13 protein-coding genes are annotated in these 19,482 nt (G+C 41.5%); 2 read left to right on the forward strand and 11 right to left on the reverse strand.

Going from position 1 to position 19,482, the window contains the following annotated elements; all coding sequences use genetic code 11:
• Complete coding sequence (locus tag FG28_RS05180) at positions 1-1,365, reverse strand: DUF5689 domain-containing protein (RefSeq protein WP_036380503.1); 1,365 nt, start codon at positions 1,363-1,365, stop codon at positions 1-3.
• Positions 1,366-1,376: 11 nt separating this feature from the next.
• Entirely contained in the window at positions 1,377-4,118 is a 2,742-nt protein-coding gene (locus tag FG28_RS05185) for a carboxypeptidase-like regulatory domain-containing protein (protein WP_036380505.1), read from the reverse strand.
• 103 nt (positions 4,119-4,221) lie between these two features.
• Here FG28_RS05185 and FG28_RS05190 point away from each other — a divergent pair, with 103 nt between their 5' ends.
• Positions 4,222-5,259: an endonuclease gene (locus FG28_RS05190; protein WP_036380507.1), complete on the forward strand. Its 1,038-nt coding sequence runs from the start codon at positions 4,222-4,224 to the stop codon at positions 5,257-5,259.
• A 54-nt stretch (positions 5,260-5,313) separates the two neighbouring features.
• Here the strand turns inward: FG28_RS05190 and FG28_RS05195 are convergent, their stop codons facing one another.
• From FG28_RS05195 to uvrC, 8 genes are all read right to left on the reverse strand, one after another.
• Positions 5,314-5,751: a hypothetical protein gene (locus FG28_RS05195; protein WP_036380509.1), complete on the reverse strand. Its 438-nt coding sequence runs from the start codon at positions 5,749-5,751 to the stop codon at positions 5,314-5,316.
• A gap of 91 nt (positions 5,752-5,842) precedes the next feature.
• Positions 5,843-8,524 carry a TonB-dependent receptor domain-containing protein gene (locus tag FG28_RS05200; RefSeq protein ID WP_036380511.1) on the reverse strand — a complete coding sequence of 894 codons (2,682 nt, stop codon included), beginning with the start codon at positions 8,522-8,524 and terminating at the stop codon, positions 5,843-5,845.
• 169 nt (positions 8,525-8,693) lie between these two features.
• The gene (gene pgi / locus FG28_RS05205; RefSeq protein ID WP_036380513.1) at positions 8,694-10,331 is read right to left on the reverse strand and encodes a glucose-6-phosphate isomerase; all 1,638 of its coding nucleotides are present in this window, start codon (positions 10,329-10,331) and stop codon (positions 8,694-8,696) included.
• Positions 10,331-11,611 (reverse strand): peptidoglycan DD-metalloendopeptidase family protein, encoded by a 1,281-nt coding sequence (locus tag FG28_RS05210; RefSeq protein ID WP_036380514.1) that lies wholly within the window; start codon positions 11,609-11,611, stop codon positions 10,331-10,333. Before FG28_RS05210 ends, pgi begins: the two co-directional genes overlap by 1 nt.
• A gap of 1 nt (position 11,612) precedes the next feature.
• Entirely contained in the window at positions 11,613-12,599 is a 987-nt protein-coding gene (locus tag FG28_RS05215; protein ID WP_036380516.1) for a tryptophan 2,3-dioxygenase family protein, read from the reverse strand.
• An 11-nt stretch (positions 12,600-12,610) separates the two neighbouring features.
• Entirely contained in the window at positions 12,611-13,390 is a 780-nt protein-coding gene (locus FG28_RS05220) for a DUF3108 domain-containing protein (protein WP_036380518.1), read from the reverse strand.
• 335 nt (positions 13,391-13,725) lie between these two features.
• Entirely contained in the window at positions 13,726-15,996 is a 2,271-nt protein-coding gene (locus FG28_RS05225) for a patatin-like phospholipase family protein (protein WP_156102208.1), read from the reverse strand.
• Between the two features lie 4 nt (positions 15,997-16,000).
• A complete protein-coding gene (gene uvrC, locus FG28_RS05230) occupies positions 16,001-17,788 on the reverse strand; it encodes an excinuclease ABC subunit UvrC (RefSeq protein ID WP_036380519.1) in 1,788 nt (595 codons plus the stop codon).
• Positions 17,789-18,264: 476 nt separating this feature from the next.
• Here uvrC and FG28_RS05235 point away from each other — a divergent pair, with 476 nt between their 5' ends.
• A complete protein-coding gene (locus tag FG28_RS05235) occupies positions 18,265-18,828 on the forward strand; it encodes a 5-formyltetrahydrofolate cyclo-ligase (RefSeq protein ID WP_036380521.1) in 564 nt (187 codons plus the stop codon).
• Here the strand turns inward: FG28_RS05235 and FG28_RS05240 are convergent.
• Positions 18,816-19,466 (reverse strand): lipoprotein signal peptidase, encoded by a 651-nt coding sequence (locus FG28_RS05240; RefSeq protein ID WP_036380523.1) that lies wholly within the window; start codon positions 19,464-19,466, stop codon positions 18,816-18,818. The two genes, FG28_RS05235 and FG28_RS05240, sit on opposite strands and share 13 nt — an antisense overlap.
• Positions 19,467-19,482 lie beyond the last annotated feature (16 nt).

Consider the following 19,482-nt stretch of genomic DNA (forward strand, 5'->3'; position numbering starts at 1 on the left):
TTAATCCCTAACCCCTGGGGAAAAATCCTCGGGGGCATTTTGGGGTTGTTTTATGGTTCCAGCATCACCCGTATCGTTGTAAATAATCCATTCGGAAAAGGTGTAAATCGGGTTGCCCTCAACAACAGCCGCGTTGCGAATAGCACGACCATCTTCAAATTCGTGGTTTGTGCCAGAACCATCTTCTCCAATTACGCCAAATACATCGACTACCTCTCCGAAGGGGTCAACCAGCTCTAAGTTATCATCCCCGTTGGAATCGGCTGGACTGTTGGTGGAAACGCCCAAATCTGGAGGAAATCCGTAGACCAACTCAAATTCTTCGGCATTGGGCGATATGATCAAGGTGCTTTCAGCCCCAATAATCAATCCTGATAAATCAATGGAAGAGCTCACCTCGGTATTATCGTTGGTATACCGTCGAAGTGTCCACAAGTTCAAATCAAGGGGCTCGGGTGCTGAATTGTATAGTTCCACAAAACGGGCACCTGAATTGTTGTCTGGATCTGCCAATTCTGAAATGAAAATTTGGGTCGATGTGAACTCGGTGATGATTTCGGGGCATCGATCATTGGAAAAATCAAGGTCTTCCAAACCCCGAATCACCAATTGCCGATTTTTTCCATCCTTAATCAAAACCCCGATCACCGATCCATTATTTTCAGGAAGCAATTCTGGCTGGAAATCGGCATACCCACTGTTCAACATCACTATTTCATTTTCGGTACAGTCTTTCAAAACCCGCTCTGTTTCCTCTTCGGCTATCGCGAAAGGCTGTCCCAACTCATCTTCCAAAAACTCCAAGCTATCTAATTTGACCAAGGTGTTCCAAGGCATATTTTCTATTTCCGAAATAGTGGTTTGAATTGGTTCCAAACCACGGTTTTCATCACAAGCCAAAAATATATGCTCTGGCACTTTCAAGCCCGGTAATCGACCAACGGAAATAGTGCCAAAAGAAGTAAATGTACCGCCCAACTTTATGATATCGCTACTTTTCCCAAGGTACAAACCATTCAACTTTACCAAAACTTTGCTGCCTACAGGGTAAAACAAATGGGATTCTCTATAATCAATTTCAATTTGGATGCCCATAGTAGGGTTTTCCGGAGCATTTTGTAGATATAGTACATTAAAAAAGTTCCCTGCTTTGTCCGAAGAAATTACATACCCCTCCAACACCAAATCATCATGAATTTGTATTACCTCATCCTCAACCATTGCATCTAATTCAGAAAAACTTAGGTTGGATTCCAAGTTTGCATCACATTGTGTTTTGGGCATGTCAAAATCCACATTGCCCACACAAGATGCCACTAAAATCGAACTAAAAAGGGATGTATAAATGCATATTTGTTTTCTCATAATTTCACTGTTTAAAAACTGACTGCCAGATTCAAAAAATAGGTTCTTCCGTAGCTGTACCAATATTTTGGGGCGAAGGACGGGGTACCACTCAAATTGTCTTTTTGCAATTGTCCAAAATTGCCGTTACGGCTTTGTTCATAGCCACCAGTCCTAAAAACCGAATCAAAAAGATTATTGACGCTCACAAAAGCGCTGATATATTTTTTGCCCCACAACCAAGATTTCCCTCCTATAAGATTGAGCAGATAAATATTATCCAGGGCTTTTTGCCTTAAAAGCTCATCAATATTTTCATCGGTGGCATTTGGGAAGCGTTCCCCTGTATCTGGATTCAAAACAAAGCTTGGCGTGCGGGTAATGGTAGAAATATTAATGTAGTTATTGGTGAGGTAATTTGCAGTGGCTCCTACCCACCAATATTTTGGTGCCCTGTATTGCACTCCCAAGGCCAATGCAGTTTGGGGACCTTGGGCCAATTTCAATTCCTTGAGTTTGGCAATGCCCAAATCTATAGTGCCTTCCGGGTCAATGAGTTCCTCTTCTGCTCCGGCGGTATCAAAATTTATCTGAACAAAGGGGTCACTGGCATATACGTAACGACCAAAGTTTCCAACCGCGGATATTTTTACGCTGGATGATGCCTCGTACTCCAATCCAAATTCTATCCCCTTATGCAACTGGTCCAAACCAGTGATGACCTCCTGAACAAAGTCCGAACCCAGACCTGAATCCACAAAAAAGAAATTGATGTCTGTCAAGTTTTGAAAACGGGTGTAGAAAGCGCTTATACGCCCGGTTAGGTCAGGCAGTCTGATGAAGTAATTCAAATCTACAGTAGTAATGGTCTCTTTTTGAATATCGGGCACAACTGCATTGTTTTCCCTTGGGTTGATAAAGGTGTTCTGAAGTGTGGGTGCTCGCTCAATTTTAGCCCCGTTTGCCGAAAACCAATGCCTACCTGATAAAAAGTAGGTTAGGCCGCCCTTTAATCCAATGTTGGAAAAAGACACTTTTTCACTCGACCCAAACGAACTTTCCGGGAAACGCTCATTGGCAAACAAGCCATTGCGTTGCACAGCAAAGCTGGTCATGGAGGCCGAAGCAAATCCACTCCACTTTTTGGCTGATAAAGAAGCCTGCCCAAAAACCTCAAATTGGGAAGCATCCAAGGTGTAGTGATAATTGAAGATGTCTCCCTCGGTTTTCTCCAAGTTTCCATTGCTATCGTTCAAGGTATTGGAAAACGCATCAATATCTTCATGAAAACTGGCACCCAGCAGGTCTTGAATTTCAGCATAATTGTCTGAAGACATCTTTCTAAAATTCCCACCCAGACCCATATTGATCATGTCATTAAAATTGTAGTCCAAACTAGTAGAAAAGGTCATTAGATCATCCCTGGCCACATCATTGTAAAGTACATAGGCGGCTTTGCCATTGGTATTGGGGTTGGTATTGGCGGTATAGAGCTGATTCCAATCCATTTGGGGGTTGTCCAAAAGAGCCTCCTTGGCCAGATTTGCATTGATGAAATCCGCGCCAATGGAACTATTGATGTGGTAACTGGGCAAATATCGGTAGTAGGTAGGGTCTGGATTTGGTGCATTAAAATAGCCTAATCGGCTTCTTGCATTGGAACCAAATTGATAGGCAACACCCAAATTCCAATCCAATTTGTCCAGTTTCAGTTTGTAGTTCAATAGAAATAGGGGTTCAAAAATGTCGCGCTCCCTAGAATTTCGAATTCGTCCATCTTGAGTGCCCCAATATGGGTTATACTGATTTCCCAAAAGTGCAAAGGCCTCTTCCGTAAGTGCGGAGGAACGTCCCCTTCGATTACGTGCCAGAATGGATGTGAACACAATGCTGTTCTGCGGGTTGAATTGATATTCCAATGCTCCGAAAAAGGAATATGCATCATACAGAGTGCCCTCTACATAACCTTCTTTGGCCCATCGCCTTGAAGCTGAAAAAGTATAGGCCAAACCATTTTTCCCCAACCCAGAATTATAGGTGGCCATCAACCTACCTCTGTACGTTCGGTTGGATGCAGAACTGGACAAGCGGATGCCCGGGCGCATCCCAGATGGACTCGTGTCAATATTTGTTGTGCCCAGAATCCCTCCAAAGGCATACCGGTTCTCGGTTAACCCATAGGTGTACTCCTGATTTCGGACCACATCATTGAGCCCGCCCCAATTGTTCCACTGAGGTCGACCATCAAAAAATTTGTTCATGGGAATGCCATTGATCAAGACGTTACCGTTACGGGAATCGTACCCTCGGACCTTAAAAAAGGCTTGGCCAAAATCAAAAGCGGCCCTATTGAGGAATATATCTTTTGTGGACTGGAGTAATCCCAAAGTCCCCGAAATGGTTTCCCCATCATCCAAAAGATCACCATCAGTAAGGGTTATCAGGTTGTCTGTCTTTTCCCGTTCAATGTCTCTTTCCAATAGAATTTCACCTAATTCAACGGTCTCGTCAGACAGGTATATTGAAAATCGTTTTGAAATAAAATCTGGAGAGGAAATGGTCAATAGAACATCCCCAGAGTCCTGAATTGACAACTCAAAATTCCCATTCTCATCGGTGAAAAATTTTTCTGAAAAGCCTTTAATAGTAATACTGGCTTTGTAAATAGGCGTATTGGTTCCCCTTTCGTGCACACGCCCTGAAATGGTAGTACTCTGTTGTCCATATTGCATAGTAGTCCAACAAAATACAGCCAAGAACATAGCTGTTCTCATAGCTTATGAGTAGGTTAATTAATAAAAAAGGGGTTGTAATTGCCTTACAGGCTGCGCGATAATTTCGCAATCTTACTTATTTTAGTGGCAAAATCAAAATAAAATGCGATTATTAATATGCCTACTTGTATTAATATCGACCTCACTTTATGGACAAACGTCCAAAACATATACCCTAAGAACCATTGCGTTCTACAATGTTGAAAACCTGTTTGATACGGAGAACGATTCTCTCACTTTTGATGATGATCGTACTCCCGAAGGAAGCTATCATTGGACGCAAGAACGGTATCTCCAAAAGATCGACCACATTTCTAAGGTACTTTCCAAAATAGGGGAGGATACGTCCAAAACTTCACCAGATGTTATTGGCTTGTGTGAAGTGGAGAACCGAAAAGTGGTAGAAGATCTTATCCTTCACCCGAATTTGAGGGACAAAGATTATGGCATTGTGCATTTTGATTCCCCGGATGCACGGGGGATAGATGTTGCCTTACTTTTTAAAAAATCCTCTTATTTGCCCACTTCCTTTAAGAGTCATCGCCTTTTACTTTTTGATGACCTTGGTGAGCGTGTCTATACGCGTGATCAATTGGTAGTGGGTGGACTTATGGATGGTGAAGATGTATACTTTCTGGTGAACCACTGGCCCTCTCGAAGAGGTGGGGCCGCCAAAAGCAATCCCAAACGGGTACGGGCCGCATTGTTGAACAAACGTATCATTGATTCCATCCAAAATTTGAACTGGAAGGCCAAAATCATTTGTATGGGCGATTTGAATGACGACCCGCGTGACGATAGTTTGAAGAGCATCTTGAAGACCAAAGGCAAAATAAATCAATTGGACAGTCTAAGTCTTTTCAACCCTATGGAACAGTTATACAAAAAAGGCTTGGGTTCTTTAGCGTATCGCGATAAATGGAATCTTTTTGACCAATTTTTTATAACGGCCAATTTAGTGAATGATGGGAAAGAGACTTTATCCTATTGGAAAGCGGGCATCTTTTCTCCTTCCTTTATCCGAACCACAGAGGGAAAGTATAAAGGGTATCCGCTAAGGACGTATGCTGGTGGAAGCTATACGGCAGGGTACAGCGACCACTTTCCCGTTTATTTGTTTTTGATAAAAGAGAAAAAATGAGATTCCCGCCTTCCTGCCTATTGCAGGTGAACGCGGGAATGATACCTTAGCGCATTAACTGAACCACTGCCCCCAGGGAATACGGCTCAGAATCAATAGTAGCCCCAAACCATAAAAAATAGTAATGGTCTTGAACTTTTTATCACTCTCCATAAACTTCTTGTGACGAGACCACCCCATGGTGATCGACACCAAAGCTATGATGTTGATAAAAGGATGTTCTACGGCCAATAGGCGTGCAGGAGCGTTCAATCCACCCATGCCCAAGCTTTGGATGGCTTTAAGTCCGTTCGCGGAAACGAAGTACAGAATAAGCCCCACCAAAAGCTGGATATGGCTTAAAATGAGTGCAAACAGACTGATTCGAAGGTCTTTGTGAAGGGTAAAATCCTTTTTACCCAGCCACCCCAATAGGGCATTGACCACCGCAATGATGAGTACAGCCAATACAATATAGGCAAGATACGAGTGTAGGTTCTTGATAATTTCCATTTTGAGTATAGTTTTGACTCTAAAAATAACGAATTTGAAAATAAAAAAACCCTGCCGACGGGCAGGGTTTTACATATTCTTTCAGTTATACTTAGAAATCGTAACGTAAAGTAACGTTCCAAGTTCTTCCCAAACCAAAATATCCTCGGTTAGATACTGCAAGACCATCATAAGTCTCATCGCCAGCTTCAGCAAAGTTCGCAGTGCTCAAGGTAGAAATGTACTCCTTGTCCAATACGTTGTTCATATTGGCTCTGATCTTTAAGTTTTTGGTCTTGTCTATTCCTAAAGGAAGATTAAATGTTACCCCAGCATCCAACAGACCGAATGATGGCAATTCAAGATTTTCCTTAATGGCCCCTACATCAGCATAAAGATTGTCATAGTATCTAAAATCAGAATCAATAGAGAACATATTGGAAATTCTGTAAGCAAATCCAAGTCCACCAGAAAGTTGCGCGGCGCCACCTACTTTACCACCATCAACATCTTCAGTCTCGGTACTGATTACATTACGTTCCTCATCAGTAACTTGGGTAACCACTTCACCTTTGTACTGCCAATCTCCGATTGAGGCAAATGCATTAAAAGTAAGTCCGCTCATCGGTCTTATTTTAGCATCCAGCTCAACACCAGTGTGCAATTGCTCTGTTCCAAAATTAGAAGTATAGGTTACCACGTCGTCAACAACATCAGAAGTGGTTTCTACACGATCCTTCCATGAGGTACGGTAAGCATTTATACTTCCTGAAAACACAGCACTAGAATATTTATATCCCGCTTCCAAACCAAAAATCTTTTCATTTTCTGTTAACGGATTTATTTGGTTCGTAAAGTTCAAATAAATGTTGTCATGATATGGTTGACGGTTATAGTATCCTGTGTTAAAATAAAAACTGTGCTGATCTGTAGGGCTGTAGCTAAAACCACCTTTGGCATTGTAACCAAAATTATTCACCTTTTCAGAATCCACCCCAGGCTCTATTCCAGCAGGAAGAGGCTCTCCTGTCCATTGGGAAGAGGTCCCATTAATCAAAGACTGGTCTGCGTACTGATAGGGATCAAACCTTTGGTGGTATTGATTTGAAATAGATCCTTGGAAGAAAGCAGAAAATTGATCAGTAGCATACTCCAATTGGGTAAACAATCCACCGTAAGAGATTCTCTCATCATTGCTATAGGCAATTTTTTGATCTTCTGGATAGCTGTTGAACGCTGCGGCCCATCCGGATGGCCTAAACGATTCTGTTGCAATTACTTGCTTATAGGTTCCAAAAGTACCATAAGGCTCATGGTTATTGTTTTGATCGATCAACCGAATATTCTCTTGCCACGAATTAAGTCCATGAAAGTTAGAAACCACCCTAAAGTGCTTCCCGTAATACGTTCTTAAATCGAAACCTACGTTCCAAGTCAAATTATCCGACAATTGCTTTTCAAAGTTTGAGATCAACCCATACCAGTTATGCAGGTTCATGGATGCTCTGGTGACATACCCTCCACCAGCGGCAAAATATCCTCCAGCACCATTGGGAACACTATTATTGAATGCATAAATTGCGTTATAATCAATACGTCCTTCATCTGTTCTAATACGGTTTCCGCGATCCCCAGTACCACCACCGTTACCCCAAGAGGCATATAATACGGTTGATAGAGTGGACGTATCATCAATATTCCAGTCCCAGTTTAAGTTAGCCACTGGTTTGTGGTAAAAGTTTCTTCTTTCAGTCAAATATTGACCATTGTAAGTTCCCCAGTTGTTGTTGTAACGTAAACCATATTCCAAATAGTCAGATATTGGTTTGGTAAAGTTTTGATCGTGGAACTGAGGCGCCCCAGTAATCAAAAAGTTGAAGTTATGGCTGTCATTGGGCCTATAACCTACAGAGATAAAATAGGTCTGTCCTTCACCAAACATTCCTTCGTTGTAACCATCACCTTGCCAGTGTGAAAGCATTACACTTAAACCCCATCCTTTATCAGAAATTCCAGTATTGTAACCAGCAGAGGTTTTTATATAATTGTTATTGGCCACAGTGGCATATCCAAAACCACCTTCATTCATCTCGGTTGCCTGGGTTACAAAGTTAACCGTACCCCCTACAGAAGAAATGGCCAGTTTAGAAGATCCAAGTCCTCTTTGAATTTGAACTCCAGTAGCAATATCGTTCAGTCCAGACCAGTTTGACCAGTACATCAAACCATCTTCCATACCGTTGATAGGCTGACCATTCAAAAGGAAAGCGGTGTTATCTTGATCAAAACCACGAACCCTCATGTTGGTATCTCCGAATCCACCTGCTTGTCCAGAGACGTATACAGAGGGAGTGTTCACCAATGTCATGGTTACATCTTGTGTTCCTATTTTTTCCTGGATAGTTTTTATTGGTACCGAAGAAACCGCGATTGGTGTTTGTCTATCCGCAGCAAGGTCAATAATCCCTGTACCTACAACCACTACGCCTTCCAATTCTTCTGCATCGGGTTGCAAAGAAATGGTTCCCACGTTCCCAGCAGAGCTAAAAGAAACATTCTGCTTAACAAATCCAATATAAGAAACCACTAGGGTTCCGGAAGCTTGGTCAACTTCCAGAGTAAAGTTTCCATCAAAATCGGTAGAAGTACCAATTGAAGTACCCCTAACCACCACGCTGGCCCCAGGAAGCGGGCCGCCAAGCTCGGCGTCCACCACAGTACCAGTAATTGTTCCTTGTGAAAATGCCATTGCGGACACAAAAATTGCCACAACAGCCAAGTAAATTTTTCTCATTTTTCAGTGTTTAAGTGTTTAATTTGCCCTGCAAATGTGCTTCATTTTTGACTTTCAGCGATTAAGCCAAAGTTAAATGAGCTTGTTACAGTTAACACAAAATTAACAAAGAAAAATAGTTGACAAACAATTGCTTATGGTTTTTCTTAACAAATAAAAACCTACTTGATCAACGCTTAAAAAATTGCAAAAGATTCAATGTGGAGGCGTCATGTTTGCCAATTTCTGAATTTTCTATGTCTGAGAGAATGGTCTTGGCCAATTGTTTGCCCAATTCCACACCCCATTGATCATAACTGAAAATGTTCCAAACAACCCCTTGAACGAAGATCTTGTGCTCATAAAGGGCAATCAATGCCCCAAGGGTTTTTGGAGTGAGTTTTTGTATCAATATGGTATTGGTGGGTTTGTTGCCTTCAAACACTTTGAATGGAAGCAAGGATTTTAATTCTTCTTCCGATATGCCCTGTGCCTTCAATTCTTTTTTGACCTCATCAGCAGTTTTTCCGTTCATCAATGCTTCGGTCTGTGCGAAGAAATTGGCCATTAACTTATTGTGGTGGTCCACATCGCCATGTAATGATTCCTTAAAACCGATAAAATCTGTTGGAATCAGTTTTGTGCCTTGATGGATCAATTGAAAAAAAGCGTGCTGCGAATTGGTCCCGGGCTCTCCCCATATAATGGTCCCGGTTTCGTGCCCCACCCTATTGCCGGCACGGTCCACGCTTTTCCCATTACTTTCCATAATCCCTTGCTGCAAATAGGCCGAAAAGCGATGCAAATATTGGGTATATGGAATAATGGCCTCGGTCTCTGCACCATAAAAATTATTGTACCAGATACTCAACAAGGCCAAAACAACGGGTATATTTTCAGAAAATGGGGCTTCCTTAAAATGGTTGTCCATGGCATGGGCTCCAGACAACAGCTCATCAAAATTTTTATAACCTACCGAAAGGGCAATGGAAAGCCCAACGGCACTCCAAAGTGAAAATCGTCCCCCGACCCAATCCCACATGGGAAACACGTTATCATCGGCAATTCCAAATTCCTCTATTTTTTCAAGATTGGTGGAAACGGCCACAAAATGCTCGGCTACATCGTTTTGCGAAGCGTGCTCCAAAAACCATTTTTTAATGGTGAGGGCATTGCTCAATGTTTCTTGGGTGGTGAAGGATTTTGAAACGATGATGAACAAGGTAGTTTCTGGATCGAGTTCCTTTAACACTTCATGCACATGATCGCCATCCACATTGCTCACAAAGTGCATTTTCAAGTGGTTCTTGTAGAATTTTAAGGCTTCGGTGACCATCGCTGGACCCAAATCGGACCCCCCAATGCCAATATTGACCACATCGGTGAAGGCTTTTCCGGTGAATCCTTTTTTCTCACCAGAAATTACGGCTTCCGAAAAGGATTTTATCTTCTCTTTTACTTCGTAAACTTCCTCTACAACATTTTCACCGTCAACCAAAATGGTGTCTCCTTTATTTGCCCTAAGTGCGGTATGGAGTACGGCCCTTCCTTCGGTTTGGTTGATGAGGTCTCCACCAAAATAACCGGCCATGGCCTCTTTAAGCTTTACTTCCTCGGCCAAATCCAGCAAAAGGGAAAGGGTTTCTTCCGTAATTCGGTTCTTGGAGTAATCTACCAAGAAGTCATCCCACAGGATATTGAACTTTTTACCTCTCTCAGTATCTTCTGCGAATAAATGTCTTAGGTGAGTGTCCTTGTTTTCTTTATAATGTTCCGAAAGTTTTTTCCAAGCGTTGGTTGTAGTGGGGTTAATTCTGGGTAGGGCCATTATGGGTTATAGGTTATGAGCGTTTCTTCGAGTTCTGGGGTTGGTTCTATCAATTCAATACAATCCAATTGATCGCGTAGCGGCTGAATGTACGATAAATAGTCAGTACGTAACGAATCTGCGATGGGTTCTGCAGCGGGAAGTTCTTCTTTAAAAGGGTCTACCTGTCTACCATACTTCCAAAAACGATAGCAAACGTGTGGTCCGCCAGTGTTTCCTGTCATTCCGATCCAACCAATGACATCACCTTGGCGTACAAAGTCGCCTCGTTTTACGTTTTGGGCCTTCATGTGAAGGTATTGGGTGCTGTACGTATCGTTGTGCCTAATTTTTACGTATTTGCCATTTCCACCTCTTCGGGTCGATTCGGTTACTGTTCCATCAGCAGTGGCCACAATGGGAGTTCCAATCGGGGCAGCAAAATCAGTTCCTTTATGGGGCCTTACTTTATACCCGTAGTAAGCAATCCTTCTTTTCAGATTGTACCGGGACGATAATCGATATTGGAATTTAACCGGTGCCCGCAAAAAGGTGCTTCTTAGATTATTTGCATCTTGATCAAAATACTCTAAGATATTGTTGGTTGCATCTGAAATATATGGGAAAGCATAAATGGTTTTTCCCTTGTGCTCAAAATAGGCCGCCTTTACGGCGCCAATCCCAGCATAAATGGTATCATTGATATAACGCTCTTCAAAAACCACTTTGAATTTGTCGCCTTTGTCCAACCGTCCAAAATCAATGGTCCAGGCATAAATATCGGAAAGTGCGAAGGTTAGGTTGTAGTCCACTCCCAATGTGTCAATTGACATGGACAAACTATGATCTATAACACCACCTATCTCACGTTCGACCAGTTTTACCTTTTTCTTGCTCTTGTAAGCTTTTACACTATCCCTTAAATCAACCACAGTGTAATTGATCTTGTCATTTTGATAGATAAAGATTTCGGCTACTTCAGAAGTGTCCTTGGATTTAAGAATGACATAGGGCTTGCCCACTTTGATCTTTCGCACATCAAAGGTATCCCTGAATTTTTCAGAAATGGTCGCAATTTTGGGATAGTCCACCTTGTTTTTCAACATAAGCTCCCCAAAGCTATCGCCCCGACGAACCGTATCATGGACCACATTAAAGTGATCTAGGTTGAACCCAAAATGGGTGATGGGTGGTTTTTCTATGGTTTCCACCTTGACCAACTCATCATTTACTACAACCTTTTCTTCTTTGCACGACACCAGAACCACCAGTGCCAAAATTGCCCCAATAAATTTTCGCATTCTACTTTTGTTCCTTTTCCTTGTATTGCTTGTTTGCCGGGTTAAAAATATGATCTACCCACTGTTTCCCCCACGTATCCAACTCATTTTCTGAGTACAAAGTTGGGAAAAATATTATTTTCTGAAAACTGGGTGGTAAAAACTGTTTCCAATTGGTGCCTCCCGTGGCATCAATTTCCTGATTTTCCTTGGCCAGATACCTGTAAGCGGAGCCCATGTGCATCAACGGCCAATTTACGTTGGCATTCATGTCCAACTCTTTTAACGCTTTTACAAGCTCGTTATTATTTCTGGATGCTTCGGGCAGCTGAAGATATTTATGGTATATGGTACTGTTCTTGACTTGGTTGGAAATACGCAAGAGCCGTGGGGTATACCGAATCTCAAATTGCTTTAAGGTCAAGGTTTTTTCTCCAGTGGCCTTGTCCGTTGCGCCTTTCTTCCAATAGATATGCTCAAAAAGTTCCTCTATGTTGTCTTTTGATGAAAAACCGTCACGTTCTGTATGGTGCACCAAGTTCTCCAAAGGGGTGGCATAGATCTCTATCATTCTATATTGTACCGATTGAAATCCACTGGCGGGCAGCAACGCCATTCGATATCGAAGAAACTGTTCCCGCTCCATGCCCTTGATCATAATGCTGAACGAAGAGATGAGGGCCTTAAAGTAGTTGTTGATGCGGTTTACTTTTTCAATAAAGAACCGAAGGTCTTGGGACCGATCCTCCACAATCTGCTTTTGTTCGTGGATGATCAGCTTAAAATAAAGTTCCGTAATCTGATGGTACATGATGAAGATTTCCTCGTCCGGGAAATGGGTGCGCGGCACTTGAAGGCTCAACAGTGTATCCAAATGTATGTAGTCCCAATAGGTAAGGTATCTCTGGTAGAGCAATCCATCAAGATAAGAGCTTAGGTCTTGTCCAGAGTTTTTGTATTTTTCTTCTAGCTTATTGATTTGGGACTCAATTCGCTCATCATTCTTCATCCAAACTAATACTAATCCATTATTATTTTAAACTGGTTTCTTAGTCCGTTGTAGGCTTCCAAATCTGCTTTTAAGGATCCTACGGCCAAATCTGCCTTGATTCTGACAGGGATTTTATTCAAATCATTTGAAACCCAAAGGGTAAGGCTCTCTTTTTCCTTAAAAACACGGCCCGATTGAACCAAAGGTCTAAATTTAAGACATTCCACCTTTCCAAACTTGGTTCGGAGCACTTCTTTTCCCAAATATTTCAATTTAAATTGAAAAACCCCGTCATCGTCGAACAACATGTCGAGATTAATGGATTGACCTTCCTCAAACTTTTCCAAGTTGTAGTTGTTCCTCATAAAATAGGAAGCCGAGATGAGGTCCTGGATTTTATTGTGTACCGGGATTCTTTTTTGGGTGCCATTCTTATTATCCCTGAGAACTGCCATTTCTTCTTTGTAATTGAAATCGATCTCAATGTCTTTGGTATAACCGCCTTCGTCTATTCTTCTTATAAACCGATACGGTTTTCCATTGTTCCGGCCAAAATAGCTTTCATAGGTGTCATCAACCTTAAAAAAGATACTGGCAAAACCCGTGGTTTTTCCTTCTCCCACCACATGATATACGGGAATGCTATCCAAGGTGTCCGAGGTTAAGTGCAATGTGGCATAACTGGCATTAAGGAACCCGTAATGGATTCGGAATTTTAGCCATTCCCCCGATTTGTACGCTGGTTGGGACTTTTGCCCAAATACAGATGTAGCAATAAGTAGGATAAGTACGATCAGTGTCTTTTTCATGACCCTTTTTATTGAGTAAAATTAATAAAATCGCTTTTGGGGCTATGCGCTTTACACTTACTTAAACAAAAGTTATTCCAAAATAGTATATAAAAAAAAGCCCAGTCTTAAAACTGGGCTTTTCCTAAATAACCAACCAAACTTTAAATTATGAAAAACCAATACTTAAAGTTATAAGGGAACCACCCCTTATGTGGTGTAAAGATACATTAAGCCTTTGTAGGAAAATAAGTTTTTAACGGACTTTAACTATAGTTGTCCAATATTGATGGTTTTACTACTAATTTTTGGCAATTTCTTAAGAAAAACTAGGGGTTAGGTGAACATTTCCTTAATTAGAACCAGTAACCAATACTAAAGAAAATACTGTCATTTTTAATCTCTGGAGTCCAAGAATAATATACTTGGATGGGGCCAATGAACGATTCAAAACCGTACCCTATTCCATAACCGGAAAAAGTGGGTTCGGTGAACCATTCTCCTGTCCTAAAAAGATCGTCATCCACATTGGCAAAATTTGCCGATAGGAGCACGTGGTTCTTTGGGGCAAATCTGTAATCCAACCTTCCGTATGTCTTTACAAAACTGTTTCCGGGAAGACTCAGAAAATCGTAGCCAAAAAATGGAACAAAATTGTTCACAAAATCGTTCCCAAAACCACCGAGCACAAAATCAAAAGAGGTTACGCCAGAGGTTCCCAATTTAACCCCTCCATTCGCCTCTAAATTAAAACTTAGGTTGTGAAACAAAGGGATTACGGTTCCCAATCTTGCTTTTGCTATGGAAAATTCCTTAAAATTCTCATTGAAATCCGATGAGAAGAGATACAAATGAAAATCACTTTCAAAAAACAACCCTTTGGTGGGGAAATATTTATCGTCGTATGTATCCAAAGTAATTTTTCCAAAGGCACTGAAGTAATTGGAGTTTTCAAAAAATGTTCTTTCGGGAGGATCTATGAGGGATTCCTCCGTAACCTCACCCTCCAACTGGTTCAGGGTTCGTGTACTGTAACGCAAAAGTTTATGCTCTGCCCCTATGGTAAAGGCAAATTCCTCTTGCAAAACGGTCTGTAGGTAAATTTGATTGGTCAAATCGGTAACATCCAAGTTTATTTGCCGAATGTTGGGGTCATTGGCCACATCAAAATTGGACTGAATCAAACCAAAATCAATTTCTTCGTCAAAATCCGTGAATTTGGAATTAATGCCAAGACTCCAATAATAGCCCTTATCCAAATAATACTGCATATTGTACCTCAGGTGGTCTCCCAGAATAAAATCAAAGGAAGCTACATCATCCTTCATCAGAAAATTTTTCTTGGTGAGATTTATCAGGGCTGCACTTTTGTAGAGGTCATCGTAATGGGCGGACAGTTTAAGGAACATTTTGGTTGGGTTTTCCTTTAGCTTTAGAATCAGGTCAGTACCAAGTCCATTGGAAACCAGCTCATAGCGGATAGCCTTAAAGTTCCCTGTTGCGGATAGGTTATTGATTCCTTGTTTTAGATCTTCGAATGAAATTTTTTCAGCCAGATTAAACCTAAGTTTTCCCTTGATAAACCCGCGGGTATATTGATCGTTCCCCCTAATGATCATTCTATTAATGGTAAGACTGTCCATTACCTGAATATTCTTCTTGTCCATCCCTTCATGATTTTGGCTTTGGGCCAACACTTGTAGCTCTTGAAATTTGGCTCGCGCTGCCTCTTCCCCGCTTTTTACAATTTCTTTGCTTCTTCCAAAATCAATTACCGAAAATTCATCAATGTCGGGCCTTATGTAGACATCTGTTTCTTCGGATTTCCTTTTCATATCATTAACGGTCCTGTAGTTATTGATCTGCAGTAAAATTTCCGTAGCTGACATAAGGGATTCCCGTGTGGACAAATTATGCTGTACATCCACCCCTATGATGACATCGGCGCCCATATCCTTAATTTTATCTATGGGATAGTTGTTGACCACCCCTCCGTCAACCAAGATATCCCCGTCAATTTCGGAGGGTTCAAAAAGCGATGGAAATGTTCCGCTTGCCATGATGGCTTCGGGCAAGTACCCCTGATCCAGCAACACCTCTTCTCCTGTTTCCACATTAGTGGCCACGCACAAAAAAGGAATGGGCAATTTTTTAAAATCGTGCACGTCCTTGACATGGAACAGCAATCGAACCAGCTCGTTATAGATGTTTTGCCCCCCTGAAATCGCTTGCGGAAAGGAAACACTGAAATCTGTAAAGGGTAGTGTTAGGGCATATCGTTCAGAATCTTCTTTTTCATAAAATGTTTTGGCACCCCTAGGTACATTATCTTGAATGAGCTCGGTGAAATCGGTGACCTTAAAAATAGAATCAAGCTCATGCGCAGAATAGCCCGAAGCATACAAGGCCCCCACTATGGCGCCCATACTGGTACCCCCAATATAGTCTACCTTTACCCCTGCTTCTTCAATTACTTTTAGTGCTCCAATATGGGCAAGCCCCTTGGCACCACCACCACTGAGAACCAGACCTATCTTTGGGGGTGCCTCGCCATTCGGCGTCTGGGCCATGCCCAAAACCCCAAAGAAAATAAAGGTTACAACATAAAAAATACGTTTAATGCCCATAGTTTCAGTGAAAGGATTTATAGATTTTTTTTGCCTTTGCCATTCCTACCGATTCGGCTAGACTCTCAATGGTGGCCTCTTTTATTCTTTTTACCGATTTAAAGTTCTTCAACAATTGTTCGGCCGTCTTTTTGCCAATGCCCTCAATGCTCTCCAGTTCCGAACCAATGGCCCCTTTGCTTCTTTTGTTCCTGTGATGGGTAATCCCAAAACGGTGCGCCTCATTTCTGAGTTGCTGTATTATTTTTAAGGTTTCCGACCTTTTGTCCAAATACAACGGGACCGGGTCATCTGGAAAATAAATCTCTTCCAACCGTTTGGCAATGCCAATGATGGCTATCTTGCCCCGAAGCCCAAGTGCTTCCAAACTTTTTAGCGCAGATGACAGTTGCCCTTTTCCCCCATCAATAACAATAAGCTGGGGCAGAGGTTCCTCTTCATTGAGCAATCTTTTGTACCGCCTAAAGACCACTTCTTCCATACTTGCAAAATCATCTGGGCCCTCCACTGTTTTTATATTGAAATGCCGATAGTCCTTTTTGGAGGGCTTTCCATTCTTAAAGACAACACAAGCGGCCACAGGGTTGCTTCCTTGAATGTTGGAATTGTCAAAACATTCAATATGGGTGGGCTCCTTGGAAAGCCTAAGGTCCGCTTTCATCTGGGCCATAATTCTTTTGGTATGCCTGTCCGGATCCGTTATTTTGATTTGTTTAAGTCGGTCCTGGCGATAAAAACGGGCATTGCGTTCAGAAAGTTCCAAAATCCTGCGCTTATCTCCCAATTTTGGGAAGCTTACTTTTATACTGTCTTCCACAGCAACCGGAAAAGGCAGATAAATCTCTTTGGATTGCGAGTTGAACCGCTGCCGGATCTCCGTAATGGCCAATTGCAACAATTCCTCATCGGTCTCATCCAGTTTTTTCTTGATTTCCAGGGTATGTGACCGAACAATGGAACCATGTGAAAGTTGTAAAAAGTTAACGTAACCATGGGTCTCGTCGGATACAATACTGAACACATCCACATTGTTGATCTTGGGGTTGACCACCGTAGATTTGGCCTGATAGTTTTCCAGCACATCTATTTTTTCCTTGATACGCTGTGCCTTTTCAAACTCCATTTGCTCCGCAAAAGCCTTCATTTGTTGTTTAAAGGTCTGTATGGAGTTTTTTAAATTTCCTTTTATGATCTGTCTAATGTCTTCAATATGTCCGTGATATTCACCCTCGCTTTGCAGTCCTTCACAGGGCCCCAAACAGTTGCCCAAGTGGTATTCTAGACATACCTTGTACTTTCCTGCTGTAATTTTTTCTTCGGACAGGTCATAGTTGCATGTTCTCAATGGATAGAGGCTTTTTACCAAATCCAATAGGGTCCTTACCGTTTTCATGCTGGTGTAGGGGCCATAATATTCCGATCCATCCTTGATGAGTTTCCGGGTTGGAAAGACTCGGGGAAAGCGCTCATTTTTAATGCAGATCCAAGGGTAGGATTTATCGTCCCTGAGCATTACATTATACCTGGGCTTCAGCTTTTTGATCAGGTTGTTCTCCAACAGCAGGGCATCGGACTCCGTGGGAACCACAATGTGCTTAATACTGTGTATTTTTTTGACCAAGACCCGGGTTTTTCCATACTCCTGCTTTTTGTTGAAATACGAAGACACTCGCTTTTTAAGGTTCTTGGCCTTGCCCACATATAGAATTTTACCATCGGCATCATAAAATTGGTACACACCCGGATCATTGGGCAGTACACTGATTTGGACATTGATGGATGGGTTGGACATAGATGCTTCAGGAAGTTTTCCTTAAATGGACTTTTAACAAAGTTATATTTTAATTGGAGTGTTTTCTGTTAAACTTGATGCTTTCTTGGTTTGGTTTAACCACAGTGCGGTTTGCTTTCATGAAAATGGTTCACTTTCAAAAAATTCTCTATAGGAGTTTTACGAAAACTGTGTTTTTTCCTTAAAAAACCTATGTAAAATCCACAATTTGGCACTTTGGGCATGTCTAAATTGTTAAACTATTAATAAAAACTGTGCATTTCATCGATAAAAAGTGCATTTCGTGGTGAATTTTAAAATTGTTTTACCTATTTTTAACGCTATAAATACAATGCAATGGAAAACTATGTTATCGTTTTGGGAATGTATTTGATTTTGATGCTTTTCTTCAAAATCTTTTTTTCGGTATCTACCCGAGGAGAATAGTACTGTATTTCCCCAAAACACTACCCCAAAATCTTCAACATTTCACCTAGATGTTGAAACATGAACTAAGAAAAAAATACAAAAATCTGAGAGCGGGACTTACTCATTCCGAAATTTCAGATTTGAGTATGGATTTAGCAAATCATGTACTTCAAATCCCTGTTTGGGATTTTTTTTATTTCCATATCTTCTTGAGCATCGAGGAAAACAAAGAAGTGGACACACTCCCCCTCATTACCCTACTCCAGGGAAAAGACAAACATGTGGTCATTCCAAAAACGCTTGGTGCAAACGCTTTGGAAAATTATTTGTTGACCGATAGTACGGTAATCAAAAAAAACAATTGGGGCATTCCAGAGCCTGTAGACGGAATTCTGGTCCCAGAAAACAAAATTGATGTTGTCTTTATTCCGCTCTTGGCATTTGATCTTCACGGAAACCGCGTGGGTTATGGAAAAGGCTTTTACGATACTTTTTTACGGAAATGCAGAAAAGAGACCCTTAAAATTGGACTTTCTTTATTTGAACCCGAAGAAAATGACATTACCGATGTCCATGAAAATGACGTAAGGCTGGATTACTGCATTACTCCAGAAAAGACCTATAAATTTTGATCTACCACTTCCTTTGGTTGTTCCGCTTTTTTTGGAAAAGCCTTCTTGTTGAAGACAATCAATATGCCCACTCCGGTACTGATGGCCGTATCTGCAATGTTAAAAACGGGCTCAAAAAATCGGAACCGTTGTCCGCCAACTGAAGGAACCCAATCGGGCCATGTAGTATCAATCAACGGAAAATAGAGCATGTCCACTACCTTTCCATGAAACAGACTTCCATAAGGTTCATTGGAAAAGAGCGTAGCCACTTGTCCGTTGCTGTGGTCAAAAATAATCCCATAAAAAACGGAATCAATAATATTTCCCAAAGCCCCTGCAAAAATGAGCGATACCGCCAAGATAAGGGTCCTGGGGGATTGCTTTTTAACGATGTCCCACAACCAATAACCTATGCCAAAAACGGCAAAAATCCGGAATATGGTCAGTACAAGCTTTCCAATCGATTCTGAAATGGGCAGTAAATCGCTTAGTTTGGTTCCCCAAGCAGCACCCTCATTTTCAATAAAAAGTATTTTGAACCACCCCAAAACATCGTGGGATTCCCCCAAAATAAAATGGGTCTTGATGTAGACCTTGCTTATTTGGTCCACTAGGAGTATCAATACAATGATTATGAGGGATTTCTTTAGATTCATGCCGTTAAAAAGTGGT

This window comes from Muricauda sp. MAR_2010_75, assembly GCF_000745185.1.
Classification (GTDB): Bacteria; Bacteroidota; Bacteroidia; order Flavobacteriales; family Flavobacteriaceae; genus Flagellimonas.